The sequence below is a fragment of the Comamonas sp. 4034 genome, assembly GCF_050434545.1.
In the GTDB taxonomy this organism is placed as follows: domain Bacteria; phylum Pseudomonadota; class Gammaproteobacteria; order Burkholderiales; family Burkholderiaceae_C; genus Comamonas; species Comamonas odontotermitis.
Genome location: NZ_JBNDIT010000006.1, coordinates 200,444 through 225,411, shown reverse-complemented (window position 1 = coordinate 225,411; position 24,968 = coordinate 200,444). Strand labels below are relative to the sequence as shown.

At 58.5% G+C, this 24,968-nt stretch carries 34 protein-coding genes and 1 tRNA gene; 7 read left to right on the top strand and 28 right to left on the bottom strand.

Annotated features, from left to right (window positions below):
* Positions 1 to 14: 14 nt before the first annotated feature.
* The 5 genes from ABIE32_RS09150 (at position 15) to ABIE32_RS09130 (ending at position 3,278) form a co-directional block, all read left to right on the top strand.
* Positions 15 to 335 (top strand): integration host factor subunit alpha, encoded by a 321-nt coding sequence (locus ABIE32_RS09150; RefSeq protein ID WP_184710700.1) that lies wholly within the window; start codon positions 15 to 17, stop codon positions 333 to 335.
* Positions 336 to 457: 122 nt separating this feature from the next.
* Complete coding sequence (locus tag ABIE32_RS09145; protein WP_429015398.1) at positions 458 to 892, top strand: MerR family transcriptional regulator; 435 nt, start codon at positions 458 to 460, stop codon at positions 890 to 892.
* Between the two features lie 18 nt (positions 893 to 910).
* Positions 911 to 987: transfer RNA gene (locus ABIE32_RS09140), tRNA-Pro, on the top strand.
* 88 nt (positions 988 to 1,075) lie between these two features.
* Positions 1,076 to 2,401 (top strand): tyrosine-type recombinase/integrase, encoded by a 1,326-nt coding sequence (locus ABIE32_RS09135; RefSeq protein WP_429015397.1) that lies wholly within the window; start codon positions 1,076 to 1,078, stop codon positions 2,399 to 2,401.
* 172 nt (positions 2,402 to 2,573) lie between these two features.
* Positions 2,574 to 3,278: an abortive infection family protein gene (locus ABIE32_RS09130; protein ID WP_429015424.1), complete on the top strand. Its 705-nt coding sequence runs from the start codon at positions 2,574 to 2,576 to the stop codon at positions 3,276 to 3,278.
* Here ABIE32_RS09130 and ABIE32_RS09125 read toward each other — a convergent pair.
* The 23 genes from ABIE32_RS09125 to ABIE32_RS09015 all read right to left on the bottom strand — a co-directional run bounded on the left by ABIE32_RS09125 (position 3,275) and on the right by ABIE32_RS09015 (position 18,448).
* Positions 3,275 to 5,224: a replication endonuclease gene (locus tag ABIE32_RS09125; protein WP_429015395.1), complete on the bottom strand. Its 1,950-nt coding sequence runs from the start codon at positions 5,222 to 5,224 to the stop codon at positions 3,275 to 3,277. The genes ABIE32_RS09130 and ABIE32_RS09125 overlap by 4 nt on opposite strands.
* Before the next feature lie 69 nt (positions 5,225 to 5,293).
* Positions 5,294 to 5,728 (bottom strand): hypothetical protein, encoded by a 435-nt coding sequence (locus ABIE32_RS09120; RefSeq protein ID WP_429015393.1) that lies wholly within the window; start codon positions 5,726 to 5,728, stop codon positions 5,294 to 5,296.
* 256 nt (positions 5,729 to 5,984) lie between these two features.
* Positions 5,985 to 6,326: a hypothetical protein gene (locus tag ABIE32_RS09115; RefSeq protein WP_429015391.1), complete on the bottom strand. Its 342-nt coding sequence runs from the start codon at positions 6,324 to 6,326 to the stop codon at positions 5,985 to 5,987.
* A 3-nt stretch (positions 6,327 to 6,329) separates the two neighbouring features.
* Positions 6,330 to 6,533 carry a hypothetical protein gene (locus ABIE32_RS09110; RefSeq protein WP_429015389.1) on the bottom strand — a complete coding sequence of 68 codons (204 nt, stop codon included), beginning with the start codon at positions 6,531 to 6,533 and terminating at the stop codon, positions 6,330 to 6,332.
* A 416-nt stretch (positions 6,534 to 6,949) separates the two neighbouring features.
* On the bottom strand, positions 6,950 to 7,204 hold the full coding sequence (locus ABIE32_RS09105) for a helix-turn-helix domain-containing protein (protein WP_184710688.1): 255 nt from the start codon (positions 7,202 to 7,204) through the stop codon (positions 6,950 to 6,952).
* Positions 7,204 to 7,524 carry a helix-turn-helix transcriptional regulator gene (locus ABIE32_RS09100; RefSeq protein ID WP_429015388.1) on the bottom strand — a complete coding sequence of 107 codons (321 nt, stop codon included), beginning with the start codon at positions 7,522 to 7,524 and terminating at the stop codon, positions 7,204 to 7,206. The genes ABIE32_RS09105 and ABIE32_RS09100 overlap by 1 nt, the downstream gene beginning before the upstream one ends.
* A 29-nt stretch (positions 7,525 to 7,553) precedes the next feature.
* Positions 7,554 to 8,222, bottom strand: a complete 669-nt coding sequence (locus ABIE32_RS09095; protein WP_429015387.1) for a hypothetical protein — start codon at positions 8,220 to 8,222, stop codon at positions 7,554 to 7,556.
* Between the two features lie 135 nt (positions 8,223 to 8,357).
* A complete protein-coding gene (locus tag ABIE32_RS09090) occupies positions 8,358 to 10,919 on the bottom strand; it encodes a phage tail tape measure protein (RefSeq protein WP_429015386.1) in 2,562 nt (853 codons plus the stop codon).
* A gap of 27 nt (positions 10,920 to 10,946) precedes the next feature.
* Positions 10,947 to 11,222 carry a hypothetical protein gene (locus ABIE32_RS09085; RefSeq protein WP_429015384.1) on the bottom strand — a complete coding sequence of 92 codons (276 nt, stop codon included), beginning with the start codon at positions 11,220 to 11,222 and terminating at the stop codon, positions 10,947 to 10,949.
* 11 nt (positions 11,223 to 11,233) lie between these two features.
* A complete protein-coding gene (locus ABIE32_RS09080; RefSeq protein ID WP_184710680.1) occupies positions 11,234 to 11,371 on the bottom strand; it encodes a GpE family phage tail protein in 138 nt (45 codons plus the stop codon).
* A gap of 26 nt (positions 11,372 to 11,397) precedes the next feature.
* Entirely contained in the window at positions 11,398 to 11,733 is a 336-nt protein-coding gene (locus tag ABIE32_RS09075) for a phage tail assembly protein (RefSeq protein ID WP_429015382.1), read from the bottom strand.
* Between the two features lie 51 nt (positions 11,734 to 11,784).
* Positions 11,785 to 12,612 (bottom strand): hypothetical protein, encoded by an 828-nt coding sequence (locus ABIE32_RS09070; protein WP_429015380.1) that lies wholly within the window; start codon positions 12,610 to 12,612, stop codon positions 11,785 to 11,787.
* Positions 12,584 to 12,871: a hypothetical protein gene (locus ABIE32_RS09065; protein ID WP_429015378.1), complete on the bottom strand. Its 288-nt coding sequence runs from the start codon at positions 12,869 to 12,871 to the stop codon at positions 12,584 to 12,586. The genes ABIE32_RS09070 and ABIE32_RS09065 overlap by 29 nt, the downstream gene beginning before the upstream one ends.
* Entirely contained in the window at positions 12,868 to 13,287 is a 420-nt protein-coding gene (locus ABIE32_RS09060; RefSeq protein ID WP_429015376.1) for an ogr/Delta-like zinc finger family protein, read from the bottom strand. Before ABIE32_RS09060 ends, ABIE32_RS09065 begins: the two co-directional genes overlap by 4 nt.
* Positions 13,284 to 13,553, bottom strand: coding sequence for a helix-turn-helix transcriptional regulator (locus ABIE32_RS09055; RefSeq protein WP_429015374.1), 270 nt, complete (start codon positions 13,551 to 13,553; stop codon positions 13,284 to 13,286). The genes ABIE32_RS09060 and ABIE32_RS09055 overlap by 4 nt, the downstream gene beginning before the upstream one ends.
* 587 nt (positions 13,554 to 14,140) lie before the next feature.
* Entirely contained in the window at positions 14,141 to 14,506 is a 366-nt protein-coding gene (locus ABIE32_RS09050) for a hypothetical protein (RefSeq protein WP_429015373.1), read from the bottom strand.
* A 717-nt stretch (positions 14,507 to 15,223) separates the two neighbouring features.
* On the bottom strand, positions 15,224 to 15,352 hold the full coding sequence (locus ABIE32_RS09045) for a hypothetical protein (protein ID WP_429015371.1): 129 nt from the start codon (positions 15,350 to 15,352) through the stop codon (positions 15,224 to 15,226).
* 46 nt (positions 15,353 to 15,398) lie between these two features.
* Positions 15,399 to 15,803 carry a hypothetical protein gene (locus ABIE32_RS09040; protein WP_429015369.1) on the bottom strand — a complete coding sequence of 135 codons (405 nt, stop codon included), beginning with the start codon at positions 15,801 to 15,803 and terminating at the stop codon, positions 15,399 to 15,401.
* A 219-nt stretch (positions 15,804 to 16,022) separates the two neighbouring features.
* Positions 16,023 to 16,325: a DUF883 family protein gene (locus ABIE32_RS09035; RefSeq protein WP_224149693.1), complete on the bottom strand. Its 303-nt coding sequence runs from the start codon at positions 16,323 to 16,325 to the stop codon at positions 16,023 to 16,025.
* A gap of 118 nt (positions 16,326 to 16,443) precedes the next feature.
* On the bottom strand, positions 16,444 to 16,593 hold the full coding sequence (locus ABIE32_RS09030; protein WP_184749485.1) for a hypothetical protein: 150 nt from the start codon (positions 16,591 to 16,593) through the stop codon (positions 16,444 to 16,446).
* A gap of 170 nt (positions 16,594 to 16,763) precedes the next feature.
* Complete coding sequence (locus ABIE32_RS09025; protein WP_395027883.1) at positions 16,764 to 16,889, bottom strand: hypothetical protein; 126 nt, start codon at positions 16,887 to 16,889, stop codon at positions 16,764 to 16,766.
* 119 nt (positions 16,890 to 17,008) lie between these two features.
* Positions 17,009 to 17,218 (bottom strand): hypothetical protein, encoded by a 210-nt coding sequence (locus ABIE32_RS09020; RefSeq protein ID WP_429015368.1) that lies wholly within the window; start codon positions 17,216 to 17,218, stop codon positions 17,009 to 17,011.
* A 249-nt stretch (positions 17,219 to 17,467) separates the two neighbouring features.
* Entirely contained in the window at positions 17,468 to 18,448 is a 981-nt protein-coding gene (locus tag ABIE32_RS09015) for a thymidylate synthase (RefSeq protein ID WP_429015366.1), read from the bottom strand.
* Between the two features lie 355 nt (positions 18,449 to 18,803).
* On the opposite strand from ABIE32_RS09015, the gene ABIE32_RS09010 reads away from it, so the two are divergent.
* The gene (locus tag ABIE32_RS09010) at positions 18,804 to 19,283 is read left to right on the top strand and encodes a hypothetical protein (protein ID WP_224149690.1); all 480 of its coding nucleotides are present in this window, start codon (positions 18,804 to 18,806) and stop codon (positions 19,281 to 19,283) included.
* A gap of 87 nt (positions 19,284 to 19,370) precedes the next feature.
* On the opposite strand, the gene ABIE32_RS09005 is transcribed toward ABIE32_RS09010, so the two are convergent.
* Both ABIE32_RS09005 and ABIE32_RS09000 read right to left on the bottom strand, forming a co-directional pair.
* Positions 19,371 to 20,795 carry an FAD-binding oxidoreductase gene (locus ABIE32_RS09005; RefSeq protein WP_429015364.1) on the bottom strand — a complete coding sequence of 475 codons (1,425 nt, stop codon included), beginning with the start codon at positions 20,793 to 20,795 and terminating at the stop codon, positions 19,371 to 19,373.
* Positions 20,796 to 20,856: 61 nt separating this feature from the next.
* A complete protein-coding gene (locus tag ABIE32_RS09000) occupies positions 20,857 to 21,267 on the bottom strand; it encodes a DUF2069 domain-containing protein (protein ID WP_429015363.1) in 411 nt (136 codons plus the stop codon).
* 80 nt (positions 21,268 to 21,347) lie between these two features.
* Between ABIE32_RS09000 and ABIE32_RS08995 the strand changes: the two genes are divergently transcribed.
* The gene (locus tag ABIE32_RS08995) at positions 21,348 to 22,652 is read left to right on the top strand and encodes a YihY family inner membrane protein (RefSeq protein WP_429015361.1); all 1,305 of its coding nucleotides are present in this window, start codon (positions 21,348 to 21,350) and stop codon (positions 22,650 to 22,652) included.
* A gap of 21 nt (positions 22,653 to 22,673) precedes the next feature.
* On the opposite strand, the gene ABIE32_RS08990 is transcribed toward ABIE32_RS08995, so the two are convergent.
* From ABIE32_RS08990 to ABIE32_RS08980, 3 genes are all read right to left on the bottom strand, one after another.
* Positions 22,674 to 23,525, bottom strand: a complete 852-nt coding sequence (locus ABIE32_RS08990) for a PoNe immunity protein domain-containing protein (RefSeq protein ID WP_429015360.1) — start codon at positions 23,523 to 23,525, stop codon at positions 22,674 to 22,676.
* Between the two features lie 163 nt (positions 23,526 to 23,688).
* Entirely contained in the window at positions 23,689 to 24,498 is an 810-nt protein-coding gene (locus tag ABIE32_RS08985) for an alpha/beta fold hydrolase (RefSeq protein WP_429015359.1), read from the bottom strand.
* Between the two features lie 34 nt (positions 24,499 to 24,532).
* Complete coding sequence (locus ABIE32_RS08980) at positions 24,533 to 24,955, bottom strand: GNAT family acetyltransferase (RefSeq protein WP_429015422.1); 423 nt, start codon at positions 24,953 to 24,955, stop codon at positions 24,533 to 24,535.
* Between the last annotated feature and the right edge of the window lie 13 nt (positions 24,956 to 24,968).

The window sequence follows — 24,968 nt, the reverse complement described above, 5'->3', positions numbered from 1 at the left end:
TTGCGGATATTGCTATGGAATTTACAGTAGAAAGTCTGGAGCAACCTGCGCTGACCAAGGCGCAGCTCGCCGACATGCTGTTTGACAACATCGGGTTGAACAAGCGTGAAGCCAAGGACATGGTGGATGCGTTTTTCGACCTGATCGCCGAAAGCCTGATCAAGGGCGAAGACGTGAAACTGTCGAGCTTTGGCAATTTCCAGGTGCGCATGAAGAAAGCCCGTCCGGGCCGCAATCCGCGCACTGGCGAAGAGGTGCCTATCGAGGCGCGCCGGGTCGTCACCTTCCATGCCAGCGGCAAGCTCAAGGATTCGGTGCAGGCTCCGGCAGACTAGACTTGAAGGTGGCGATGCGCTGATGGATTGAGATTGTCCATCCGCAGACATGGCCTACCGCCCGTCTGGCAGCATCGCCAGTATGCAACACGGCCGCACTAGCGGCTGTTTACAATTTGCCCATGGAAAAACAGCTTCCCTCCATCCCCGCCAAACGTTATTTCACCATCGGTGAAGTCGCGGTGCTGTGTGATGTCAAACCGCATGTGCTGCGGTATTGGGAGCAGGAATTCACACAGCTGCGTCCCGTCAAGCGCCGGGGAAACAGGCGCTATTACCAGCACCACGAGGTGTTGATGATTCGCCGCATTCGAGAGCTGTTGTATGAGCGTGGCTTCACCATCAGCGGCGCGCGCAACCAGTTGCAAACCCTGCCTCGTGGCCACGCCATGCTGGAGGCTTTGGCTGATGACGCTGCGTTCACACTGAATGGAATGGACGCAGCTGCGTTCGATGAGGCAAGTGCGTTCAATTCTGCAGAGCCGGTCACCTGGCAACAGGCCGCTATCGAATTGCAGGAAATTCGTCGCATTCTTTCTGGAGAGCCTGAAAACTAGGTATATAATTCAAGTCTTCGGAATGTAGCGCAGCCTGGTAGCGCACTTGCATGGGGTGCAAGGGGTCGCGAGTTCGAATCCCGCCATTCCGACCATTGATATAAACCCGTATGCTTCGGCATACGGGTTTTTCATTTGTATTCACGGACTTACGTGAAAAATCATGGCCGGGCATGGCCCTACATGCTCCTATACAACAGCGGCCAATATGTATGCCGTCATGTATGCTGCTTAAGAAGCGAACTGGTGGCATACATGAAGCGAGTAGACCTTACTAAAAGGCATCACCCCCTTAAGGACACAACGATCGAGGCACTGGAGCCTGAGGCCAGTGCTTACCGGGTCAGAGACACCACGGATAGAAATCTGCACCTTTACGTGCGACCCGACGGTCGTAGGTCTTGGGAGATTCGTTACAAGATTGGCCCTGGCAAATGGTCATTCATGGGCATCGGAACCTACGGCAAGCGAGACGGGAGCCTGTCTGCGGCAAAGGCTCGACAAAAAGAAGCCGAGCTGGTCGAGGCGATGCAGTCAGGTGAAACGCTGCGGGATACGGTAAGCCGACTTAAAGGCGCCGCTCAGACCATTTCAGAAAACACTTTTGAGGCCTTGGCCAACGAATGGATCGCCATCAAAACCCGTACCTGGGTGGATGGCACCGCAGTTCGGAACATCGGCGCACTAAAAAACCACGTCTATCCACAGTTCGGCATGCGGCCATTCGCGCAGATCAAGGCCAAAGAATGGCTGGAGCACTTCAACCGCATGCAAGAGGCCGGGATCATTGAAATGGCCAGCCGTGTGCTGACTATGTGCCGCGATATTCTGGATTTGGCCGTTATCACCGACCGGATGGAGGCCAACCCTTTGGCCACCATGCACAAGCGACTAGAGACCCGCAAGGCGGAGGCTATGAAGCATGTGACGCAAGGTGAGCTGCCAGAGTTGATTCGCGCAATCAGGGGCTACAAGTCGCGCGAGGCCTCGATTGGCCTGCAACTGCTGATGATGCTCGCCACTCGCCCATCTGAGCTGCGCGAGGCAGAGTGGGCAGAAATTGACTTCGCCAAAAGCGAATGGACGGTGCCAGCCATACGCATGAAGCGCAAAAAGTCAGAGAAGCTAACCGGCGATCCGCACGTAATCCCTTTGTCGAGCCAGGCGGTCGCGCTTCTCAAAGAGCTGCAGCACATCAACGGTGCCTATCCCTTTTTGTTCCCGGGACGTAGTGATACGAAGAAGCCCAAAAGTGGCATGTTCTTTTTGATGGCGCTGCGGCGCCTAGGCTATGACGATAGACAGACGCCCCACGGCTTTAGGCATATTTTCAGCACGGCAGCCAATGACGCGCAGCGCTTTGATTCGGACTTGATAGAAGCGGCGCTCGCGCATGTGACGCGTGGCGTACGTGGGCGTTATAACCACGCTAAATACATTGAAGCTAGGCGGCCTTTGATGCAGTGGTGGGCTGATGAGATCGACTTAATTTCAGGTGCGCAATCATGAATAAAGTGGGCAAGAGTAACTAATTTTGAAGAATAGATTGGCGGTAAGAGTGATCCCTAGTTCTGTTATTGGTGCAGTGGCATCCGTTCTCCCTTCGTATTACCAAAGTCATACGAAAATAAATTCTCTATTTCAGGAGAGTGGAGCGCCTGGCGATCCCCCAAGCGGAAATATGGAGGCCAAGTGCGCTGAATGGCTTCGACGCTGCAATACAGATTCATCTGTTGATTCGTTAGCGATTCTTGGTCGGGTCATTCAGCCGTTTATGGATTCTCCGCCTACGAGATACCGTCCGGAAATTGCTGAAGGGCAGCAACGAATTCGGGAGACACTTGCGCGGAGTCAACTCACGTACCAAGTCAATGGCTACGTGTTGCTAGCAGGGTCTAACGTAACGAGTAAAACGCTTGCCGACTACTTGCGAACGGGCGACTTTCAGTCTATCGAAGCTGAATTCGATAGAGCCTTGAAGCAGCTTGAGTCAGATCCACATGCGTCAATAACTGCAGCATGTGCAATTATTGAGGCACTTTGCAAGACTTATATCGATACCGTGGGAATTGCTATGCCTGCGGCGCAGACTGTTATGCCGTTGTGGCGAGCAGTTCAGGCGGACTTGAAGCTTAACGTTGACCCTCTACTTAGAGACGATCAAAAGCGAGTGCTTCAAGGTTTGGCTTCAATTGTCGACGGGATCGGTGCTTATCGGACGCACATAGGCTCGGCACATGGGCGAGGTCTAAATCCGCCACCGATAGCTATCTCCGAAGCTCGTCTCGCAGTTAATGCCGCGCATTCCCTTGTCATTTTTGTTATGGAAACGTGGCACTCTACTCAGCTAGCTAATGGCATAAAGAAATCATCTATGTTTGGCTAAGGACGGACGCGCTGGCTCTGTCTTATCGATTCGCTTCGATGATTCGGTGTTATGTCGTGCATGGAGTTCGCCATTGCAACGGTACCCGCCTTGCTCCAATGCTCAAAAGAGTGCATTTTCTGCTCCAGCAACGCCTTCCGCAGCCCATGCGTCAGCCTGGCCGTACAGTTATTGAAACCAGTCCAAGCGGCAGGCAAAGCCTGCCGGACTGGCGCCATGCTTGCGCTCTGTGCTTGGTCTACGGCCTTGGGGTTTTCAGGCTTGGTCTTGGATGCATGCGCAGCATGCGCGCTGCTCTCGTTCGCTACCGGCATCCAGGCGATGCGGCGGCTCACCAGCCAGCGGCCACACATGCGGCCCCGTTGCGGGGTCAGGCCCACGATGCGGCCCACTTCCACGGCTTCGCCGTAGCGGTTGATCTGGCCTTTTTCTACCATCGTGGTGACGGTGCGTAGGTGCCACTCGTGGCGCTTTAAGGCGTGGCCGCCCATTGCCTCCATAAACACGCGCCAGTCTGCGCGCAAGTTGCCTTGGCGGTGGCATGCGCGGTAAGCGCTCATGGTTTGGCGGTCGCCTTCTTGGTTGAACAGGTCAAGCTGGTCTTTGCTTACGCGGCGCAACTCGCGCCAGGCCGTCACGCTGGGCATGCCAATGGTCTGGAATTGGCGAATGCCCCAGCAGGCCGCCCAGGCGTCTACCCGTTGGTGCCCTTGGCTGGTCTCTTCGCCGAACTCCATTTTTATCTGGTCGCCGTTGACCAAATCTTGGTGGTCAGTCAGTGCCACATGGCCCACGCTCTTGGCAATGTACTTGGCCACGTAGCCAGCGGCGCCGCCCCGATCCATGCGCTTGATGCATACGCGGTTGTCTTGCGCGCCGCGTTCCTGGCCATCTTCGGCCAGCCAGTATTGGCGCAGCGTGCTTTCCAAGGTGATGGCGTCGGCCTGGCTTTCAGTCCACAGCAGGGCATGCCAATGCGGCGTGCCATCGTGGTGCGGCTCAGCCACACGCAGGCCGTAAATTTTGACGCCAAGGCGGGCCAGCTTAGCACGCGCCTTGGCCCAGGTATCGCGCAGCCATTCTTGCCCATCGCGGGGCGTGGCACCTTTGTACTTTTTGTTGTGGCGCGATTTGCCTGCGCGAATGGTGACTGGGTGGAACTTGCTCGGCAAGGTGAGGGTGATGAACAAGCCCACATGGCCATGGCTGTCTGCATACTCTTCGGCGCCGCGGATGCGCGTCATTAGCTCGCCACCACGCACCAGCGGGTTGGCGGTGCTCAGTGCGGCCAGCTCGGCCAAGGTGTATACCTGGCCAGCCTCATTACGGTACAGGCTGCGCTGCAGCGCTTCGGTATTGCGTTTGATCTGTGCTTGGCGGCGTAAGAGGCCGCCGTGGCTGATATACCGACCCTTGGTCATGTTCACCAGACCCAAGCGAATGGCTCCGGCTTCCACCACACGGGCCACCAAGCGGCGCAGTTTTCGGCGCCACCAGCTATCGTCTGATGAGCGCTTTATCGCGGCATCAATTTTGCGATCCTTGTCCTGCGGCGTATCGCCATCTTTGAATTTGAATAGGCCCACCAAGTCCTCGATCGTCAGCGCACCAGTGGTTCGCAGCATCATGGCCAGCGCCTGGCCCCGTTCAGCCAGGCTAAAACGGGCCAGCTCGCAACCATCCATAAATTCATCTACCTGGGCGGCCAGCTGTTTTGCCCAGGTGCAGATTTCATAGTCGCTCAGGTTCAGGCGTGCGGCGTCGCCATAAGCTGCATCAAAGTCGGCAATTTGTTGCAGCTTGTCCCAGGCCTGCACCCATTCGGGTATGTTTGGCTGCTGACCTTCTTTCGTGATGACTCCGGCCAGGTGTTCCGCAATCGCTGCTTTCCAGCCCGTTGGCGCGCAGTCAGCCACGCGCTGCAGATGGTATTTCACCATTTGCATGCGTGGCTTGTTTGTCTCCCAGTCGCGCAGGCTACTGGTGGGCAACAGGCGCGGGATGGCCATGATGCGCTAGTCGATGGTTCGCAGTCGCAATGCCTGCACGCGGCTCAATATCATATAGGCTTCGCGTAGCGCAGAGCGTATGCCATCGCGCTCTTTGGGAGGGATCAACTGCCAACTTCGGGCGGCCAGCTGGTGCATATCCGCATCCAAGTCACCAATCCCGCCCATCATCAGCATCACAATGCGCCAGGGGAGTGGCATGCGCGCCCATTCCGCATCCATTACGCCGCTATGAGTGGTGTTGCCGGCCTTGTTGGCAAAATGCTCGCGTAGCTCTGCAAACCGCGGTCGCAAACGCATGGGAATGCCCTTTTCTGGTGGCCCCACGAATGCCGTAGACGCGAAGCGAGGAGCAACTGGGTCAAGCAACACCAGATCAGGAGCCAGACATTGTGCGTGGGGTTGATCGATGATGGGAAACGCCTGCAGGCGCTGCAGCATGGCGTTTGCGATGGCCTGGGCTTCGGCCCGGTCTTGCTTCATGCGGCACCGCCTTTCGGTAGTGCAACGCGCAGTGCCTGTGCTGCCCGGTTAACCAGGCCGAGAGCAAAGAGCAGGGCCGCTCCATCGTCTGCTTGCGGTGGTTCGCCGGCGCAAGCACGGTCTATCGCCCAATAGGCTAGGTCGGCTTTATCTGCATCGCACAAGTCGTAAAAACTGGTGGCTGCGGTGGCGGTTGGAGTAGTGCTGGCCATGGTTATACCCTTCCATGTTCAGGCGTGGCCTGCAGAAAAGCGCGCAATTCGGACAGTGCCGCTTCTAGGGTATCCAGGCGAGTGTTCACCGCCTCATTACTTGCACGGATGATTGCGCCAAGCTGTTCCGGCTGTGGCATGGCATGGTCAGCGGCACAAGACACCATGTATTCCAGCCCTTCATAGGCTTGCATGGCGCAACGCAAATGCTCAATAGCATCTTCTGCACGAAAGGCCAATTTGTCTGCACTTTGGGCAAGCGTTCCGGCAGCATTCAACAAGCCAGGCTGGCCATGGCTAGCGCCTGCCGTGACTGGCACGGCATTCTTTGTGGTGGAGGTCATGTCTCAGACCTCCGCTTGCAGTTGGTTGATGGCTTGCAGCGCAAGCACCAGTTTGCGGCGGGCGGCGGCAAAGTTGCCGCGTTCGATATAGCTGCTGGCCAGGTTGGTGGCGTTGAACGCGCCCAGCACGGCATGCAGATGGTCTGCGGGAATAGCGTTGGGTTTGGAGGGTGCAGCGCTGCGGGTGGCCAGGGTCATAGCGGTCATGGTCTTGGTTCCTGGATGAATCAAGGGAACCACCGTTTGCGTTTTCAAGCGCATAAGGTGGATGGGATGTTGAAAACACGGAACCAGCCGTGCGCTCAACCTCGCGGTGTGAGCCATCCCACCCGAAACCATACGGGGTAGGTGCTGACGCACCCGCCCCCAGAAATTGGGCGTGACAAAACCCCGCTTGACGGTGGGGGCTGCTACCTCTGGTTCATTGGTGTTTTCAAGCACCGGGCCTCTCGGCTTGCAAATAGTGTAGCCCAAAACTTGCAGCTGTGGTGCTGCAAATTGTGTTGCCCCGGTGCCTATGGCTTTTTGTGGGGCTTGTTCTGTAGAATAGTGCTTTGTATGACTGAGCGCCTTGGTAACTGCTTTTGTGGTTCCAGGCGCATTTTTTTTGGTTGCGTGGGTGGCTAGCATGGCGATCCCTCCAACTGATAAAGCGCCAAGCGCCTGGGGTGGCCATCGCGGTCATAGGTCGGCACCAGCAATGTAGCGATGGCATGGCCGGCTTTACGCAGTTCTGCAATGCGAGAGGTGGAGGAAAAGGCGCCAATGCGGCGCAAATCGTCAGTGGTTTTGGGGCCGGTTTTAAGGGCCTCCAAAATCAACATGCGTTGGCCCACTGCGGTGGTGGCGTTGTGCTCCGGCGTAGGGTATTTGTTCATCACACAGCCCCCATCGCAGCCTGATTGCTGCGCTTTGCTTTCAAGGAGTCAATCCAGGCGTTCAACTCGCCTTCGTCAAACAGCACTGCGCTTTGGCGGTGCTCGCCAAGTTTGATGGGGCGGGGGAAGCTGGGGTCAGTCCTGACGATGGTGTCAAGTGCCGTTTTGCTCAGGCCGATCAATGCGGCTGCGCTGTGTTTTCTAAGTAGTGCCATGTCCATGCATCCTGGTTGGTTGGGATGCATGTATTTCATTTCATATCGACTGATATGAATAGCCCAATGTGCATGCAGACTGCCTAAATAAAAGGTAGCCTGCATGCACATTGCCGAAACTAATTTCTTGCAGATCAGCGCTTTTTTTGGTGCGCTCTTGGATGCAGAGGCCAATCCTTGGCCCATGTCTGCATAGTCTTTTTGCTGCGCGGTTTGAGCTTTAATTCTTCCGCAATACCTTTCGTCATTTCTTCATAGAAAAACTCCAACGTGTCGTAGAGGTCAGGCTTTGCAATCCAGGCGTACCAGTGCCTTTTGACGTAATCGCGGCGCGCATCAGGTTTTTCTTTATGAATTTCTGCTTTCCTTCTAGCTGCCTTCGAGCTGTTCCGACTAATACTCTTTTTCTGAATCTGGCCTACCACGTCTTCTGTTCTCTTGTACAGGACGTCGTTAATACTCCTTAGAAGCTCCTGCAGGAAGCTAGCGATCTCTGCAGACTGCTGAACTTCAGGATCGTTTTTTGCGCTCTCCACATAACCCATCAGAGCCTTGCATGCGCGTCTTTCTTTCTCATCCCATCCAATGCTAATTGTCCCCCCAGCTGGTTGCTGTCTTACCCAGCCTTGAACCACTCCGCCTCGCAAAATAGAGCTACCGCCTTGTATCTGCGATGACGTAAGACACTCTACAACACCGCCGTGAATAATGCGTTGGACATCAGATCTTTCCGGAACTGCATTCGTTTTAATAGGCTTTATCGAACCATGAGCGGCTAATACTCGGCCTTGCTTCTGTTTCATATGCATCCCTCGATGCCCCTGCCAGAAATGCCAGCCCAGCCTGTCAGGGTCACAGGTGTTCGGGGATCAGCCTAGGGCTGGCATGTTCAATGGTAGCAGCGAGACGGTGCGGATAAAGTAGGGTGGGCGTCGCGTTTAATCAATATCCATAAGGGAACTACCTCGGCGAGCAGCTGTCTGGCGGTCGCGTCTATCCATCTCGAAGGTGATAGCACGCGCCACGGCTCTTTCGTCCATACCCGGTGCGGCGGTGATATTGAACGTGTTGTTGCTGCTCACCGAAACCGGGGCGGCTGCCTTGGGTTGCAGGGTGAGCAGCTCTTGTTTGACCTGAAACTGCTGACCATCTTGTAGCGCCTGTGCGCCTACCGAAGGCCCAGCCGTTGCGCCAGTGGCCAATGCAAATGCCGCCGCCGTGGCTTTGGCTCGGCCTGCCACTTGCACAGGTGAATCGTTGGCTGTAGTGCTGCCTGCACCGACAGCACTTTTCATGCCCTCCCACACAGCGCCAAGCGCTTTCTTGGCCATGGTCATGAAGAAGTCGTACAAGCCCAGCGATGCGGCATTCAAGCCCCATTCAATGGCTGCCCATATCTCCTTGGCCAGGTTCCACCATTGACCCTGATCCCAAAACTCTTTGATCTTGTCCCAATGGGCTGCAAAACCCGCCACAGCACCAGCAATGCCCATAACAACTGCGGCTACCGGATTGGCCCGGGCAAAGGTGAACACCAGTTTGAGCAATCCCCACAGGCCACCTTTGAGCAGGCCAAACACGCCGCGCAGGCTGGAGAGCTGCGAGAGCGCTCCAGTGATGGCCGGCCCAATGGTTCGGAAAATACCGGCCACTCCCATGGCTTTGAAGGCGCCCCAAGCTGATACCAGCCATTGCACGGCCTTGGCGGCTATGCCGGTGCTAGCCGCAGCGGAGGCACCGGCTGCCCGCATGCCTAGTAGGTTGAGCAGCATGCGGCCCGAGAGCAGGCGCAACATGGTCAATGAACCGATCACGCCCACCAAGGCAATACCCAGGGTGCCCAAAACGGTGAGTACGGCAGCACCGGCGGCGGCAATGAGCATCAGTGTTTTGGCAACTTGCGGATTTTCTTTGACCCACGCTTTCATGCTGACGGCCATATCGCCTAGCCAGTTGAGTACGGCTTTCGCTTCTGGCGCGATCAGCTCGCCCAGATCGACCAGCAAGTTGGTGAAGCTGCCCTGGGCGGCTTCTGCCACGTTTTTCAGTGTGCCCAGCAATTTGTTGACGCGCTCTTGCAGGTCTGCCTGGTCTTGCAGCTTGGCCACGGTTTCTTGGTAGCCTGTCAGGCCTTTTTCAATAAACTGGTTGAGCACGCGCAGAGTTTCGGCATCGTCGCCAAACAGCTCTTTGATGATGCTGCCCCGCTGCATGGTGTTGAAGTTTTTGAGCTTTTCGAGCTGGGAGAACATTTTTTCCAGCCCGCCGAACTCGCCCTTGCCATTGCTGAAATCAAGCCGAAATTTGCCGCCAGCCTTCTTGACGGCCTCATTGGCCTTAGCCAGCTTTTTGGCATCCATCGTGTACTGGTACACCTTGCGGATGGCATTGCCAGCACTGCCGCCATCGGTCATGCCGGCCTGGTTCATCATCACCATCATGGGCGAGAGCGTTTTCATCGCCTCCATACCCTTTTTCTTGATGATATTGAGCACCGGCGCCATGTTGCCGAAGCCGGCCAGCATGTAGCGCGCGTCTGCGCCGGCGTAGTGGCTGCGCTGCAGCATGTCGAGGATGCCCATCATCTCGGATTCGGTAGCCTGTAGGGCGTCTTGCATCTTGGCGCCGAACTTAGCCGCTTCCGTAGGCGTTTCTTCCAGCATGACGGCAAGGTAGGCCGATGCCTCCCCCAGGCCCCCCAGGATGGTTTTGGCGCTCATGCCTTCCTTTTTGAGCGCGGTCATCATGTTGATGAAGTCGGAAGTGGTACCGGGCAGGCGGTCGCCCAGCCGTTGGGCCAGGTCGGTGATTTGCCGCAGTTCTGCCGATGCGCCGCCGTCTTTGGTCATGAAGGCTACTTGCAGCTGAGTACGGGCCTGTTCGGCGTCCGTAAATTCTTGCACCGGGTGCTTGACCCAGCCGCTCATTTTTTGCCCGGCCATCTGCGCGCCTACGGCTGCGCCGCCCCATTTGGCCAGTTTCATCATGGTGGCGCCGTGCTTCTCGCGCAGAGCGGCCAAGCGCGTTTCTACCTGGCGCTGCTGTTCGAGCTTGTGACGCTGGGCGTCAATCTGGGTGTTGGCGGCGCCAATGCTGGTAGCCAGCTTGGCCTGGGCTTGGGATGCACTGCCCAAGCCAAGGGCCGTCACTTCAGAGCGTAAGCGCATGACAGCAACACGTTGACGCTCGTAGGCAGCCGCCTGCTGGGCAACTTCCTTTTCTTTGCTGTCCAGCTGCTTTTTGCTGGCAATGCCTTGCACGCGCATGGCAGACAGCTGTTCTTTGAGCATGCGCAGTTTGTCGCGCTCGCGGATCAAATCAGGCTTGGCATCATCCAGCCTTTGCAGCAGGCGTTGCTGCTGCTGCAGTTTTTTCAAGGCCAGCTCGGCTTCGCCCAAAGTTTTGGCGGTAGCACGGCTGCCGGTTTGGATGGCTTTGAGCGGGCCGGTTACTTTGTCAACAGCCGCAAACAGCACTTCGAGGCGCAGTTTGTCAGCCATGGCACACCCCACAGCGTGCCAGGCGGTTTAGCGCAGAGAGCTGCCAGTCTCTGCCATCAGCAGTGCTTCTTGCGCGCGGTCTGCACGCTGCTGGGCAGCGCACAGCTGCTTGGCGCTGTGCCGGCTGGGCTGCAGGGTCTGGTCGAACTGCATATCTTCCAGTTCTTGTTGCAACTGCTCGGCCCGCGCGCGCAAATGGATCAAGGCCAGATCGCGTTTGGTTTGCGCGGTCTCGCGCTCGGCCAGCACTTCTTCCAGCTTGTAGTACGCAGCAATGCCTGCAAAAAACAGCAGTGGATTCATGAAGGGGCATCTTAGCTCTTTCGCTCAGGCGGTGCGTTGACGGTGTTGAAGCGCTGTACGGCCAACTGCTGCCAGCCTACTAGTTCGTCCAGCTCCATGGCATCCATGCAGCTGGGCAGCCAGTGGAAGACGAAGGCAATGTCTGCCATTGCCTCCTCAATGTGTTTTGGCAGTGCTATTGCAGCTCTGCCTTCGGCACGAAAAAACTGACCAACGCCATCCCCAGCATGAGCAGGTCGGCAGGGTCAAGGTTTTCCACCTCGTGCTTCACCAGAAGTGGCTCCGTCACGCGGGGCAGAACTTGCATGATGGCGTCGGCATTGGCGTTGAGCATGGCACCCAGGTCGATGCCGCGTAGCTCGCCGCTTTTGGGCTTGCGCACATGCACCTTGGTGATGACTTGCGCGCCACGAGTGATCGGCTGCTGCAGCGTGATGGCACGAGCAGGACGGCCATTGATGATTTCTTCGCCTTCGAGAGTTTGGGTCTGGCTGGTTGCGATATCGGTCATGGTGTTGTTTCCGTTGTTGAAGGGTTTGGTAGAGGTGAGGTAGAGCGGTGCTCAGGCGGTTCGGGTTTGGGCTGCGAATCTGATCTTGTGATGGTCGGCAGGGGTGAGCAATTTGCGACCTTTCATCGGCCCGAGGTCGAGCGTGCCGATGGCATCGACAATGGGCTGGGTGATGCCACTGGGAGCTTTCATGGACTTGCTACGCAGCGGACTCAGCAATACGTCCATCCGGCTTTCAAGGGTGATCCGGGCGGTCTCTGGGCTGAACCCCTGTGATGGGCCTATGTCAACCTCGATCGCTGCGTTGCCAGATCGCACATTGCGAATCAATGCAAGTGCGTCGGCCATTGCAGGCCCGTGTTTTTCCAGCAGTGCAAACGCATGAAACCGCGCGCCTGCAGAAAAGGCAGAACCATGGGCTGCCTGGTACGTTTCAGCCTCGATGCTGGCCTGCATAAATAGCGGCTGGTGCTCAGCACACTCGGCGCTCATGCTGGCAATAGCGCGTTCCAGCTCTTCACAAATGGCAATGGCGTCGTTCTTTTTGTTGAGGATTTTTTGCACCGCTGCAGTTTTTTCAAACCCGGCGGCCTCGAATGCGGATTTGAATTCGGACTCGGCCTTTTCTCGCTCCAGACGGGCGGCTTCCAGCTTGGCTTTCAAGGAGTCCTGGTTGCTGAAAATCTCTTTCAAGCGAACCACGGCGCCGGTGTTGAACGCTTCGCGCGCAGCCCTCAGGCGGGCCTGCGCATCCAGCCAAGTGGTTTTGGCTTCTTCGGCTTCCTGGGTAAAGGCGTTGGCAGGGGTATGTGTAGTGGTCATGGCTTGGTTGGTGCGGTTTTCAAGGGAGTTAGCAGTCGGCCAGTTGAACGGCGTCATGGCCGCCGGCAGCAGCGTTTAGCGCCGTGGCCAGTTGGCGGGCTTGCTCGGTAGTGAAGTAGGCGATGGGCACTGCATTTGGGCCGCTCCCCTCCTGCAGCACCACCTGCGCATGGCTGGGGGCACTTTCGCTGGAGAAATTCGCGCCATTGGCGCCTGCCAGGACTTCCAGGGTGCTGGTTTTGCGTCCGTTTTTGTCGCTGCATTGGGCTGCGCCTTTAAGGCTGTATTTCTGGTCGTTCAGGCGATGGGTGGTCATGTGCGCTCCTGTTTAGGGGTGACGGTGTAGTGAATCAACGAATGCCACTGCGGTAGGTGTGCCTGGCTGCTGGCTTGAGGCTGCATCGCTGCAATGGGCTTAATGGAATTTCTCTGTGTATCGGTTTCTTTTCTCACCGGCTTTTTGTAGGCAGCAAGCGCTTCTTTTCTTAGCAATGCAATGGCGTAGTCGCTACTGGGTAGGTCTACTTCTGCATGCGGCATAGCCGATGGCGATATGGTTTGAATAGCCTCAAAGCTCGCCACGAAAGTGAAATTGCACAGCACGTTGGTGCATCGACATATCAAGCTGCGCATGGTTCTGGTTTCTTGCTTGCTGGTGCGCACCTTGGCCTGAGCTTCACAATGCGGGCAGCGAATGAAGAAACGGCTTGCCCTGTTTTCCTGGGCTGTCATTTCGCTTCCTTTGCAGATGGCAGATCGGCACGTGGGCGGCTGTCGATCCAAGCATTGATTTCGGATTCTTTCCAGGCAATGCGCTTGCCGTGCACACGAACTGCCAGCGGAAATGCGCCACTGTCCATCCAGCGGTAGATGGTTTGGCGGCCAGCCCCCGTCAGTTGCTGCACAACATTGATTTGCAGCAGGCGGTCGTGGTACGGACTTGGCAGCTGCGAAATCAGCGGAAATTTTGTGGCTGCGGTGGAGGTCTTCTTTTCCATGCCTCAATAGTGCTTTTGAGGCAGGGACAAGTCACGTTGCACAGGTTGTGACTGCGTTTCTCACAGAAAGCAGCGCCTTTTCCGGCAACGCAGATGCCTCGCCAAAAGATGCGCAAGCTTTTCGTGCGGGGCCATCATCATTTCCCGTCGAATCCCGACACTTACCAAAGGGGCAAAACCGCCCCGCGAGGCCGCACCAGCGCTGGAAAGCGCCGGTGTCGGCGGTATCGACGAAAGCGATACATTAAGAGTGCGGGCGGGGCGGGGTCTCGACTGCGCGCAGAGGGTAGATGCGGAAGTAGGGCAGGCTGGACAAGGTAACCACTGTGGAGGCAGCGCCTGAGGTGGGAGGCACTGGCAGCTTGACTTGGCGTTGTTTAGTTTCGTCAAGGCCCTGAGCCTGTTCGCGTACTGGATTCTTACCGTCCTCATATGCGCAGGCTGTCATTCAGCGACACTGCCCCAGTCAGTATCACTCCCAAGAGCTGCCACTTTGAATCACACCGGACTTGGTGGAAGCTGCTGTCCCAATTTTTCAATTCAAACAGCAGCCCTAAAGAAGTAACGCGGCAATCCCAGTTCACACTTTACGTACTCTGCGCTGGCAACCATTTAATTCCAGCTACACCGAAGTCCCCCCGGCTGATATCAGCGGAGAACATTGGGAGCAATACCTGCAAATTGACATCAAGGGTATTCGGAAGCATCGCCCGCAATTTGGCAACTGCCTTTTCATTTCTGTAAATCGTGCCACCTGGCTCAACCACCATCATTGCGACCTCCCCACGATCAGCAAAGACACACAGCAGTGCATCATCTGCGTCCTGATTCAGCGAATCTTTGAGCTCATCTTCATAGCCAGCCAACTCCTCAACGTACAAATCATTGCTTAGAGCTTTCACGCCAAGGAAGGCTGCCTGCAGATCGCTGTCAATTTGCTTTTTACTTGTCATGGCTGCATTTTCATCCAGCAAAAAGTAACTGAGTCAGCCAGCGGTTTATAGATAGTTCACAACCCTCTGACTGCTGTTCACATGAACGCAGCCATTGGAGGACTCCGGACGAGGTACTCGAGGTGGCTGCTACTTGGCGACGGTAGACATTCATGTCACGGACTCGGCAGGCAGCAATCGCTGCATCGATGACATTGGCCTACGAGGCTCGAACGACAGCAGTGGGTTGACATGAGCCTGTTGTGGTGCTCAGAAGCGGTCATCCGAGGCGGTACGCGACGAGCTGGGCAATCGAGTTGCCGCACCGAGAATGAAGCGGACGCTCAGAACAGCCGGAACTCAGTGACCGATGTTGGCGATTGCTGCCGTTCAGGGCCAAGTTCATGGATTACGCGGAGCAGCCGAAAGCAGAAATCCGAGAGTTGTAGGAGATACGAGTCTGCTCTAAGCCGCGATGAAATTCTGTGCATGGGCAACAAGTAGTCATTTTTGCGCATAGGCCGAAAGTCATGTATGCCAGCGTGTATGCCAACAATTTTCTAACTTGATTTAGTTCTTGTAAATCAATGGTTTTGTTAATATGGTTTTAAGACGCCATTCGACCAATGACATAAACCCGTATGCTTCGGCATACGGGTTTTTTCATTTGCAGGTGTGCGGTCATATATAAATTACGCTACCCGTAGCTGTCCTTTATCTGCCAGCGCACAGTGCGTTTCAAATCCGCAGTTGGGACGGGTTATCGTCTGCGGGGGGGCTTCCTCCGGGCTTGGGCTTCTTGGGCGTGCGGGGTATGGGCGATTGTTTGCTGCCCAGCGCATGTATGCCGATAAAGATGGGGCTCATCGCTTCTCTCCGGTTGCGTGAAATGCCAAATGAAGTTCCGCGAAGGCTACAAATCCTCAATGGCCAGCGAGTGGTATGCCTTGGCAAAGGAGTAGTTGCTGTTGGCAATCACTCCGCGCAATGCATTGATCTCCTGGTCATTCGCAGTGCGTATCAGCAGGCCGACATGGCCTTGCTCGGCAAGCTCCACCAGGCTGCGCGCAATGGAGCCGTCTGAGCCCATCGATGGCAACGGTTTGTTGGACGCATCTACCGTGGGCGCGATCTCCTGCAGCACAACCTGGGGCGGTACCAGAAAAATATCGTCAATGCGAAACAGGTGGTCAGTAAGCCGGCGTGCAATCTCCAAGGCCTCATCTTCCGATGGGTACATGACAAGCGAGAAACCTGTTGGGTAGAATGCGCCGCCTACAAAGGCGCGCATCTTGGGGGTTACGGTCAAGGTCTGCATGGCAGCCTCCTTGTGCTCAAAGCGTTGATGGTGCACATGCTTGTCTGCACCACCAGCCTATCGTCGGCTCCTCCGAGAAGTTACGAAGTTTGTGCTTCTCACATGCCCCGCATGGGGCAGCACTCATCCACGGACGCGGAGCCAACCGGCGTGCGTCCACGGAAAACAGTCTTCAGGTGCCTGCTCTGCAAGGAGTCCGCACCTGCGCGTAGAAATGCGTCAACGTCGGCACATGACATAGGTGACCAATGCCCCCACCGCAAGTGCCGCACCGGCAATCCGCCATGGCTCATCCTTCGCGTACTGGTCTGCACAGGCTGCGGCGTGCCGGGTTTGTTGCAGCACTTGCTCGGCAGAATCCTTGGCGCTCGCGAGCCCTTCATCGATGCGCTGGCGCACGCCTCTGATTTCGGGAATGGCATCCAATTCCTTGACAGAGAGCAAGGCTCGAACATCATCGACCAGCTTGGCCAGATCGTCTTGCACTGCGGACAGGCTGGGCTGTTTGGATTTGAACAACATGGGACTCCTTTTTGTAAATAACGAGATTGGAACTACAGTACGACGCTTCGCGGTGACTGGGTGTAGGAGCGTGGCCCGGATACAAATGGAACGGATGGCGAAGACGCTTCATGGCCCGCTACACGGGTTCGGGGTCTTTCACAGGCGGCGCTTTCTGGGGCTCTTCGATAGGCAAGGTACTGTCGGGCGGGTCAATGGGCTCAGGTTTTGCCGGCTCCGGCATGGGAGGCGGTACCGGTGGCTGCGGTGGTGCGATGGGGGTTGGCATGGCTATTTCCTCCTGGCTGCCGTGGTGGTGTTGACGGTGTTGACCCTTCCGGGCGGATGTCCAGCGTCTTCGGGCCCATGGGCGTTGCAGCCAAGGCTGTTGACGGACTGTTCGACAAGGCCCGGATCCAGGTCACACGACAAGAATAGGCATCGGCAAGGCAGGCGCGATCAGAACGGCACCCAGATCGCGACCATCAGAAATGCGATGACGATGGCAAGCAGGATGGCGAATCGCTTGTTGGCAAATTGGCCAAAACCTGTCTTGGGGTTGGATGGTTTGCTGGGTTCGGTCATAGGGGCACTTTCCAGTTATCGGGTTGATACTGCCGTGATTCATCACGCCTTGAGGTTGATGCGTCGGCCTCGTGGGCAGAGCCTGAACATCCGCCATCGGCAGCCACGCTGTCATGCAGTCATGGCCCCACCGGTTCAGGTTGCACCACCCGCTCGGACTCCGGATCCTGCGGAATATCGGGCTCGCGGTCTGGCGAAAAGGGCGGATGGGCCGGGTCGTCTCCGTCTGCGGGCAGGGCTGGCTCCTGCACCGGATCGGGCTCGCCCACGGGGTCCATTTCCTCGTCTTCGGGCTGCGGCTTGTTCGCCATGAAAAGGGCGCTGTTCATGTTTGCTCCTTCCATCAAAATTGGAAGATCTCCTTGCGGTGTATGAACCCAAAGGGTGACGCCATGGTGTCTTGCTGGCTGTAGGACGTGCGCCTCCATGCCTGCAATCCGTGTCGCAAAAGTACGTGGTATGGAGGGCCGCTCAGGCCGCACGGCTCCAGAGGCCAGGGCTTGCGAGGCGGTGCAGAAATGAAAAACCCCGCAGGTCCTGTCAACCAGCGGGGTGAATGCGATTGGCGCTGAAAAGGCCTATACCGCCATGGGCGCCGTCAGCGGCGCATGGTGCTGGTAGCCTTCGAGGCGGAAGTCGCCGGGCTCCACTTTCTCCAGCCATTCTGGCTCGTAACGGCCGGTTTCTGCATAGCTTGGAATGCGGTCGGACAGCACCAGCTGTGGCGCGGGGAAGGGCTCGCGCTGCAGTTGTTCCTGCAGCATGGGCAGGTGGTTTTCGTAGATGTGGGCATCACCGATGAAATAGGTGAACCAGCGCGGTTTGTAGCCGGTCAGGCGTCCCACCAGGTGCAGCAGCGCTGCGCCCTCGGTCAGGTTAAAAGGCGTGCCCAGGCCCACATCGTTGCTGCGGATGTAGAGGCACAGCGATATCTCGCCCGCCTGCTGGTTGACGAGAAACTGGTAGAGCAGGTGGCAGGGCGGCAGGGCCATTTCTTCCAACTGCGCCCAGTTCCAGCCATGGAACAGAATGCGGCGGCTGCCGGGGTCGTTCATGATGGTGTCCAGGCACTGGCGCAACTGGTCAACGGCCTTGTAGAGCACGGCATGCGGCACACCGCCTTCGTCCACTTCCCCAATCTGGCGGTAACCCTTGGCCAAGGCATCGGCAATCTGTGCGGCGCCCTGGGGTTGAGCCAGATCAATCAGTTTGTAGGCAGGCCACTGACGCCATTGCACGCCGTACACGGGGCCTAGGTCGTCTTCCTGCAGGCGATAGGGGTTGGCCAGCCATGCCTTGTTCTCATTGGCGTTCTGATCCCAGACCTTGCAGCCAAGCGCCCGGAAATCCGCAGCACTGCGGCATGCGCGCATGAAACCCACCATCTCGCCAATGGCAGATTTGAATGCCAGCTTTTTGGTGGTGACAGCGGGAAAGCCTTGCTGTAGGTCAAAACGTAGGCTGGCGCCTGGCATGCTGAGGGTGCGGATGCCGGTGCGATTGTTCTGCCACGAACCGTGGTCCAGAATGTCCTGCACGAGTTGGAGGTATTGCTTCATTCGGTTCTCAAGAGGGTTGCCGGCCCGGGCATGGTTTCAGCGGCTGGCCCAGGGGCCATGGCCGGGTGCTGCACCATGCAGGCCTGGGCACAATGCCCGTACTTTACGCGATGGCCGCTTTCCCCTGCAGCTATGCAGTGCAGGAAGGCCATAGTTGGTTACAGAGACAACTAATCGTATAGTGTGCCAGTTTTCTCTGTTCAGGCCTGTTGCACGGCTGCAGGCATGCAGATTTGGCGCGGCTTTGAGTTCGAACAAGTTCATTGCTATTTTTTTAATAGCTTCAAGCGCTGATTGGACAAGCGCTGGAATTCCAGAACATTTGTGAAAAACATTTGAAAGGCGAGGTATGTGGATGCAAGGGCACATCGGGTATAGGGCATGGGGCTTTGCGGCTGTATTGGCGTTGGCGGGCTGCCAGAGCGGGCCGGGAGGGGCGCCCGCTGCCCAGGCGACCGATGGCCAGCAGGCCTACGGGCAGTTGCAGGGCCAGGTGGGCAAGTACCAAAGCGATGCGCCATTTTTGCAGCGTGGCGTGATGGCGGCGCGCCTGCAACACCTGCTGGGTACGCAGGCGCCGGTTTTCATGCGGAATCTGGAGGTGGCGGGCCCCTTGCAGAAGGAAGGATCGGTCTACTTCATTACCGGCAATCGCAAGCATGAGGGCGGCAGCAACGCCGCCGCCGTGGCGCTGGACGCGCAGACCAATACCATGCGCATCTGGTGGTTGCAGGACGGTCAGCCGCGTGTGGTGCAAGACCCCGGCGCGTCCTTTCTCTGGCCCAAGGATGTCAACACCATGATCTCCAACGCGCTGAGTGCGCCGGCTTCCTAATCCGCATGCCCGCTGCCCAATGAGGGCGGGGCATGCAGGGCAATACCCGGCGATGCGCCATCGCTCCTGCTGGGTTATTGATGCGAATCAAGACTGCCGGGCCAGCATGCAGTTGGGGTTCATGATGCCGTGCGGGTCAAGCGCCTGCTTGATGGCGCGCATCATGGACAGCGCAACCGGCGACTGGTAATCGGGCAGGGTGGCTGCCTTCAGGGTGCCAATGCCATGCTCTGCCGAAATGGAGCCGCCAAACTTGGCAACAGCGTCGTAGACGATGTGGTTGATCTCGTGCTCGCGCGCCTCAAGGAATGCCTTGGGGTCCATGCCCTCGGGGGCCTGCACATTGAAGTGCAGATTGCCGTCTCCCAGGTGGCCAAAGTTCACCAGGCGCATGCCCGGCACCTTGTGCGCCAGCACGGCGGTGGCGTGTTCCACAAAGGCTGGAATGCGTGAAATTGGCACCGAGATGTCGTGCTTGATGTTCAGGCCTTCCTCCACCTGCGCGAGTGGAATGCTCTCGCGGATGTGCCACAGGTTGTGGGCTTGGCCCAGGTTTTCGGCCACGACGGCGTCCAGCACGATTTCCTGCTCGAACGCGGCCTCCATCAGCGCCTCAAAGCGTGCGCGGGCGTGTGCCTCGGATTCGCTGTCGGAGTTCTCCAGCACCACGGCGTATGGGAAATCGGGGTTGTCGATAAAGGGCACGCGCAGCTGCGGCATGTGCTTGTCCACCAGGGTCAGTGCAAAGCGGTTCATCACCTCGAAGCCCGTAAGACCCGCGCCCAGGTACTGGTGGGCCAGGCCCAGCAGTTGTACTGCCGCTTCAAACGACGGCAGTGCGGCCCAGGCGGTGAGCTGGCTGGCGGGCATGGGGTAGATCTTCATCGTGGCGGCCGTGATCACCCCCAGGGTGCCTTCGCTGCCGATGAAGAGGTTGCGCAGGTCGTAGCCGGTGTTGTCCTTGCGCAGGCCTTTCAATCCATTCCAGATTTCTCCCTGGGCGTTGACCACTTCCAGGCCCAGGCACAGCTCGCGCGTATTGCCGTAGCGCACCACCTGCGTGCCACCTGCATTGGTGCCCAGATTGCCGCCAATGGTGCAACTGCCTTCGGCCGCCAGCGACAGTGGGAAGAGAAAGCCTTCTTTCTCGCAGCGCTCCTGCAGGCTTTGCAGAATGCAGCCCGCATCGACCGTGATCGTCAGGTTGTCCTTGTCCAGCGCACGCACGGTGTTCATGCGGCCCAGGTTCAGCACCACCTGCGTGCCGGAGGTATCGGGGGTTGATCCCACCACCAGGCCGGTGTTGCCACCCTGCGGCACGATGGCGGTGCCATTGGCGGCGCAGGCCTTGACCACGGCAGCCACTTCCTCGGTGGAGCCGGGGCGCACCACGGCCAGGGCCTTGCCGTGCTCGCGGCGGCGCCAGTCCTGTTCGTAGGCGCTCAGGTCGCCATCAGTCAGTACATGGTTTTCGCCCACAATGCGGCGCAGGCTGGCAATCAGATCGGTCATGGCTTGGTCTCAACAAATATCCAAAAACAAAATGCGTTCAGCGGGACGATGGTCCGCCCGGTTATTCGGCAGGCCGCACGGCTTTCTGGCGACCCTTGACATGCAGAACGCAGGCGGCAAACAGCAGCAGGCACAGCGCGATCTCGGCCATCGCGCACCAGCGGCTGGGCGGCGCATCACCAAATGCGCGCACCACACCTTCGGTAAAGTACAGCCACACCAGAAGACTGACCCAGCGGTAGGTGTACATGCGGTGCTTGAGCAGCCCTGCCAGCGGTATGCACAGCGGCAGCGCCTTGATGACGAGCCACGAGCCACCGGGGCGCAGCGGCGCGATCCACAGCTCCCACGCCACGGACAGCACCACGAGACCCAGGAGCGACACCACTGCAAGTGTGCGAGACAGCCGCGCCACGCCAGGCGCTGCGGCGGGCGTTACCAAATCAGGCAGATTCGAAGGTGCGGAAGGCATGGTGCGTGGTGTGAAACTGGCATCATATCGGCATGTACGGCACAGAAGAGAAAAACACGGCATCGAGGGCGACGGATTCCATGGCCACCAGGCCAGAGCGCTGGTGGCAGGCGCTGGCTGATTTTCCGTGGGGCAATACGGTCGATACCCTGCGCAGGCGTTTTGGCGAAGACCGCCTGGGTCTGACGGCCAGCAGCCTGACCTTTACCACCACCCTGGCACTGGTGCCGTTCATGACGGTGGCGCTGGCGCTGTTCACCGCGTTTCCGATGTTCTCGCAGATGGAGGCGCAACTGCAGCGCTGGCTGGTCGAGAGCCTGATCCCCAGCAGCATCGCCAGCCAGGTGCTGGGCTACATCACCCAGTTTGCCAGCAAGGCCAGCCGCCTGGGCATGGCGGGCCTGAGTTTCCTGCTGGCCACGGCGCTGGCGCTGATTCTCACCATGGACCGCACGCTCAACAACATCTGGCGGGTGCGCAAGCTCCGACCGCTAGGCCAGCGCGTGCTCATCTACTGGGCCGCCATCACTTTGGGGCCGCTGCTGCTGGCCGCCAGCCTGGCGCTGACGTCGTCGGTGATGGCCGCTTCGCGCAGTGCCATGGGCGAGCTGCCGTACCTGATTCGCCTCGCTTTCGATTCGCTGGAGTTCGTGCTTTTGGCGGCGGGGGTGACAGCCATGTTCCGCTATGTGCCCAATACCCATGTGCGCTGGCGCGACGCATTGGCTGGCGGCGTGTTTGTGGCGATCGGGATCGAGCTGGCCAAGAAGATTCTCGCCCTGTACCTGGCCAACGTGCCCACGTATTCCACGATCTACGGCACCTTCGCTACGTTGCCCATCTTGCTCATCTGGATCTATGTTGCCTGGGTGATCGTGCTGCTGGGCGCCGTGGTGGCTGCCTATCTGCCCAGCCTGCTGGCGGGCGTGGCCCGCCTGCCCACGGCGCAGAGCTGGGATTTTCAGCTCGCCATCGAGTGCCTGCACGCCCTCAATCCCATGCGCTACCAGCCCGAGAAGGGGTTGTACCTGCACCAGCTGGCAGCGCAATTGAAGGTGGAGGATGTGCAACTGCACCGCGCGCTGGATGTGCTGGCCCAGCTGGACTGGGTGGGCGCCGTGGTGGATGTGGAGGGCCGCGTCACCAGCGCGGAACAGCAGGGCCAGAGCAGCGACAGCGATGCCCGCTACGTGCTGCTGGTGGAGCCCGCTGCCACGCGTGCGCAGCCGCTGATGACGGCGCTGCTGCTGGACTGCAACGAAGCCACCGAGCCCCTGTGGTGGCACTGCGGGCTCGATCACGTCATGCTGATCGATCTGCTGGAGCGCCGCCCCGGTGCGCTGGAGGCGCGAGAGGTGCAGGAGGTAGAGCGCGCAGCAGCCTGAAATCTGCGAAAGCAGGAAAAATCAGGCGCGCAAGAATTGCGGGTAGCTGGCATCCAGCCGATGGCGCGCAAATGCCACCATGTCGGCCGGATAGCGCGGGTGCGCCGCAAAGGCATTGTCGTTCAGGTCGTACAGCACCACCAGGGCTGCAACTTCCCAGGCCCAGTGGTGGTTGGCAATGTCGGTCCACGAGGCGGGCGACAGAGTATCTGCCGTGGCTGGATAGGCCTGTTGCAGGTAGGCCTGCAAGGGCGCGCCGTATACCTCCAACTGTTCGAAGAACGGCGTGAGGGCCGCGTAGGGCTCGGGGCAGAACAGCGCTTCCACGGCTTCGGTCTTGTCGCAGGCGGCGGCGCTCAGGTAATCGAGCAGGCGGTCGCACTGGTTGTCCAGCAGGCGCTGCACGATGGGCGGAATCAGTTCCTGGCGCTCCAGCAGCACCGGAAAAGCCAGCAGTTGAACCGCACTGGCGTAATCCTGGCCCGCGACCTCCAGTGTGTGGTGGTGGGCGAGACCCTTCTCGTTAGCGCTGCGTGCCATGCTGGCAAATTCATTGCAGCAATGCAGCACGTGTTCGAACAGGGCTTCCAGGCTGGTGAGAGACAGGCCCCGGGTGTAGGCCAACTCGGGCAGGCGCAGCGCCTGGCGCACGGCATCGCGCCAGTCATCCCAGGCCTGTTGCTGGCTGCCGGGGGCCAGGTCCTGCATGTCCAGCCCGTAGTAACCGTGGCTGGCGAATTCGTGCAACTGGCCCAGCGCATCTGCCCAGGCCTCGTTCCAGCGCTCGGTGTCCACGGGCTGGCGAGGCTGCAACAGATGCCACGGCAGGGCGTGACAATGCTGCAAAAGACTGGGAAGGGCGGTATCAAGCATGGCTGGTAGCGTTCGTGCTGCGTTGTGGCATGCGCTTTGCGCCCCGATGCAGCGATAGGCCATAGGCTAGCGCATTCTGCGCGATTTGCGCTCTAAAAAATGGCTCTCCTTACCACTGCTTACCGCCGATACAGGTGTGGTATCTCGCTATCAAAATTATTGCTTAAAACTGAAGGAAATCCCGAATTGCAAACAGCGTTGGATCGGGAGATTCCATCATCTGGTTGTGCCCGTTGGGAATCGTTCGCACCTGCACGGACTTGCCAGCCGCCTTGGCTGCATCGATCAGGCCTTTGGCCGCCTTGGGAGGGGTCATCTGGTCTTGCTCACCCAGCACAAACAGAACAGGGCAATTGACGGCCGTCATGGCAGCTTCTCCGCCGCTGTAGCCGTCGCAGGCGACAAAACCGGTATACAGCAGGTTGGTGTCACCATTGCTGGCCAGCACGCGGCGGCCCAGTGCCGTGCCCGCGCCGAACACCCAGCTGCCCGCGCCGTTGGGTGGCGACAAGGTGGCGCGCGAGAAGGTCTGCACCATGGCAATGGCCTGGTCCGGCGCGCTTTGCGCCAGATCCAGAAGTACGGGCGATACCTTCATGGGGGCAGCGGTGCCTACCAATACGAGGTGGCTGACCCGCGCGCCCAACTGGGCAGCTGCCTGCATGGCAATCAGGCTGCCCCAGCTGTGGCCGATCAAGGCGGCCTTCTGCAGGCCTGCGGCGTCCATCATCTGGCCGATGAAGGTGGCGGCTTCCTCCACACTGGCAGGCGCCTTGCCGCCGCTCTTGCAGTGGCCCGGCAGATCAATGGCCAGCACGTTCCAGCCGTGGTTGGCGAGATAGCGGCTTTGCAGGGCCCACACGCTGTGATCACACAGCACGCCATGGATGAAGATGGCGGTGGGCCTGGCGGCGTCGAACGCCTTGCCGCCGGTATAGGCATATATGTCTGCGCCCTGTACTTGGATATGCATTTCGGTCTCCAGATTCCTGTGCGGTATCTCGTGGTCAGATATCCGCAATCAGCCGCTTGCCCAGCGACACGGTCTTGTCATTGCTGTAGCCCAGGCTTTCGTAAAAGGCGATCACCGCCTCGTTGCCTTCGCGTACCTGCAGGTTCAGCTTGGGGCAGCCGCGCTCGGTCAGCAATTGCTCGGCCCGCTCCATCAGGCGGCGCGCATGGCCCTGGCGCTGGCAGCCGGGGTGAACGGCCAGGTAGTTGATCCAGCCGCGATGGCCGTCGTAGCCCACCATTACGCTGGCAATCAATTGCCCGGCTCCGTCGGTGCCGACCAGAAAGAGCTCGGGCGACACGCTGAGCTTGCGTGCAATGTCCTTGTGCGGGTCGTTCCAAGGGCGGGTCAGGCCGCAGTCGTTCCACAGGCCGATCACGGCTTCGGTATCAGTGGCTGCAAAGCTGCGGATCTGCAGGGCGTGCTTGATT

What these genes read in the sequence shown, in the direction of transcription:
- ABIE32_RS09150 (WP_184710700.1), top strand. Translation starts at nt 15, where the DNA reads ATGGAATTTACAGTAGAAAGTCTGGAGCAACCTGCGCTGACCAAGGCG.
- ABIE32_RS09145 (WP_429015398.1), top strand. Translation starts at nt 458, where the DNA reads ATGGAAAAACAGCTTCCCTCCATCCCCGCCAAACGTTATTTCACCATC.
- ABIE32_RS09135 (WP_429015397.1), top strand. Translation starts at nt 1,076, where the DNA reads ATGCTCCTATACAACAGCGGCCAATATGTATGCCGTCATGTATGCTGC.
- ABIE32_RS09130 (WP_429015424.1), top strand. Translation starts at nt 2,574, where the DNA reads ATGGAGGCCAAGTGCGCTGAATGGCTTCGACGCTGCAATACAGATTCA.
- ABIE32_RS09125 (WP_429015395.1), bottom strand. Translation starts at nt 5,224, where the DNA reads ATGCAAATGGTGAAATACCATCTGCAGCGCGTGGCTGACTGCGCGCCA.
- ABIE32_RS09120 (WP_429015393.1), bottom strand. Translation starts at nt 5,728, where the DNA reads ATGCTGCAGCGCCTGCAGGCGTTTCCCATCATCGATCAACCCCACGCA.
- ABIE32_RS09115 (WP_429015391.1), bottom strand. Translation starts at nt 6,326, where the DNA reads ATGACCTCCACCACAAAGAATGCCGTGCCAGTCACGGCAGGCGCTAGC.
- ABIE32_RS09110 (WP_429015389.1), bottom strand. Translation starts at nt 6,533, where the DNA reads ATGACCGCTATGACCCTGGCCACCCGCAGCGCTGCACCCTCCAAACCC.
- ABIE32_RS09105 (WP_184710688.1), bottom strand. Translation starts at nt 7,204, where the DNA reads ATGAACAAATACCCTACGCCGGAGCACAACGCCACCACCGCAGTGGGC.
- ABIE32_RS09100 (WP_429015388.1), bottom strand. Translation starts at nt 7,524, where the DNA reads ATGCAGGCTACCTTTTATTTAGGCAGTCTGCATGCACATTGGGCTATT.
- ABIE32_RS09095 (WP_429015387.1), bottom strand. Translation starts at nt 8,222, where the DNA reads ATGAAACAGAAGCAAGGCCGAGTATTAGCCGCTCATGGTTCGATAAAG.
- ABIE32_RS09090 (WP_429015386.1), bottom strand. Translation starts at nt 10,919, where the DNA reads ATGGCTGACAAACTGCGCCTCGAAGTGCTGTTTGCGGCTGTTGACAAA.
- ABIE32_RS09085 (WP_429015384.1), bottom strand. Translation starts at nt 11,222, where the DNA reads ATGAATCCACTGCTGTTTTTTGCAGGCATTGCTGCGTACTACAAGCTG.
- ABIE32_RS09080 (WP_184710680.1), bottom strand. Translation starts at nt 11,371, where the DNA reads ATGGCAGACATTGCCTTCGTCTTCCACTGGCTGCCCAGCTGCATGGAT.
- ABIE32_RS09075 (WP_429015382.1), bottom strand. Translation starts at nt 11,733, where the DNA reads ATGACCGATATCGCAACCAGCCAGACCCAAACTCTCGAAGGCGAAGAA.
- ABIE32_RS09070 (WP_429015380.1), bottom strand. Translation starts at nt 12,612, where the DNA reads ATGACGCCGTTCAACTGGCCGACTGCTAACTCCCTTGAAAACCGCACC.
- ABIE32_RS09065 (WP_429015378.1), bottom strand. Translation starts at nt 12,871, where the DNA reads ATGACCACCCATCGCCTGAACGACCAGAAATACAGCCTTAAAGGCGCA.
- ABIE32_RS09060 (WP_429015376.1), bottom strand. Translation starts at nt 13,287, where the DNA reads ATGACAGCCCAGGAAAACAGGGCAAGCCGTTTCTTCATTCGCTGCCCG.
- ABIE32_RS09055 (WP_429015374.1), bottom strand. Translation starts at nt 13,553, where the DNA reads ATGGAAAAGAAGACCTCCACCGCAGCCACAAAATTTCCGCTGATTTCG.
- ABIE32_RS09050 (WP_429015373.1), bottom strand. Translation starts at nt 14,506, where the DNA reads ATGACAAGTAAAAAGCAAATTGACAGCGATCTGCAGGCAGCCTTCCTT.
- ABIE32_RS09045 (WP_429015371.1), bottom strand. Translation starts at nt 15,352, where the DNA reads ATGAGCCCCATCTTTATCGGCATACATGCGCTGGGCAGCAAACAATCG.
- ABIE32_RS09040 (WP_429015369.1), bottom strand. Translation starts at nt 15,803, where the DNA reads ATGCAGACCTTGACCGTAACCCCCAAGATGCGCGCCTTTGTAGGCGGC.
- ABIE32_RS09035 (WP_224149693.1), bottom strand. Translation starts at nt 16,325, where the DNA reads ATGTTGTTCAAATCCAAACAGCCCAGCCTGTCCGCAGTGCAAGACGAT.
- ABIE32_RS09030 (WP_184749485.1), bottom strand. Translation starts at nt 16,593, where the DNA reads ATGCCAACCCCCATCGCACCACCGCAGCCACCGGTACCGCCTCCCATG.
- ABIE32_RS09025 (WP_395027883.1), bottom strand. Translation starts at nt 16,889, where the DNA reads ATGACCGAACCCAGCAAACCATCCAACCCCAAGACAGGTTTTGGCCAA.
- ABIE32_RS09020 (WP_429015368.1), bottom strand. Translation starts at nt 17,218, where the DNA reads ATGAACAGCGCCCTTTTCATGGCGAACAAGCCGCAGCCCGAAGACGAG.
- ABIE32_RS09015 (WP_429015366.1), bottom strand. Translation starts at nt 18,448, where the DNA reads ATGAAGCAATACCTCCAACTCGTGCAGGACATTCTGGACCACGGTTCG.
- ABIE32_RS09010 (WP_224149690.1), top strand. Translation starts at nt 18,804, where the DNA reads ATGCAAGGGCACATCGGGTATAGGGCATGGGGCTTTGCGGCTGTATTG.
- ABIE32_RS09005 (WP_429015364.1), bottom strand. Translation starts at nt 20,795, where the DNA reads ATGACCGATCTGATTGCCAGCCTGCGCCGCATTGTGGGCGAAAACCAT.
- ABIE32_RS09000 (WP_429015363.1), bottom strand. Translation starts at nt 21,267, where the DNA reads ATGCCTTCCGCACCTTCGAATCTGCCTGATTTGGTAACGCCCGCCGCA.
- ABIE32_RS08995 (WP_429015361.1), top strand. Translation starts at nt 21,348, where the DNA reads ATGGCCACCAGGCCAGAGCGCTGGTGGCAGGCGCTGGCTGATTTTCCG.
- ABIE32_RS08990 (WP_429015360.1), bottom strand. Translation starts at nt 23,525, where the DNA reads ATGCTTGATACCGCCCTTCCCAGTCTTTTGCAGCATTGTCACGCCCTG.
- ABIE32_RS08985 (WP_429015359.1), bottom strand. Translation starts at nt 24,498, where the DNA reads ATGCATATCCAAGTACAGGGCGCAGACATATATGCCTATACCGGCGGC.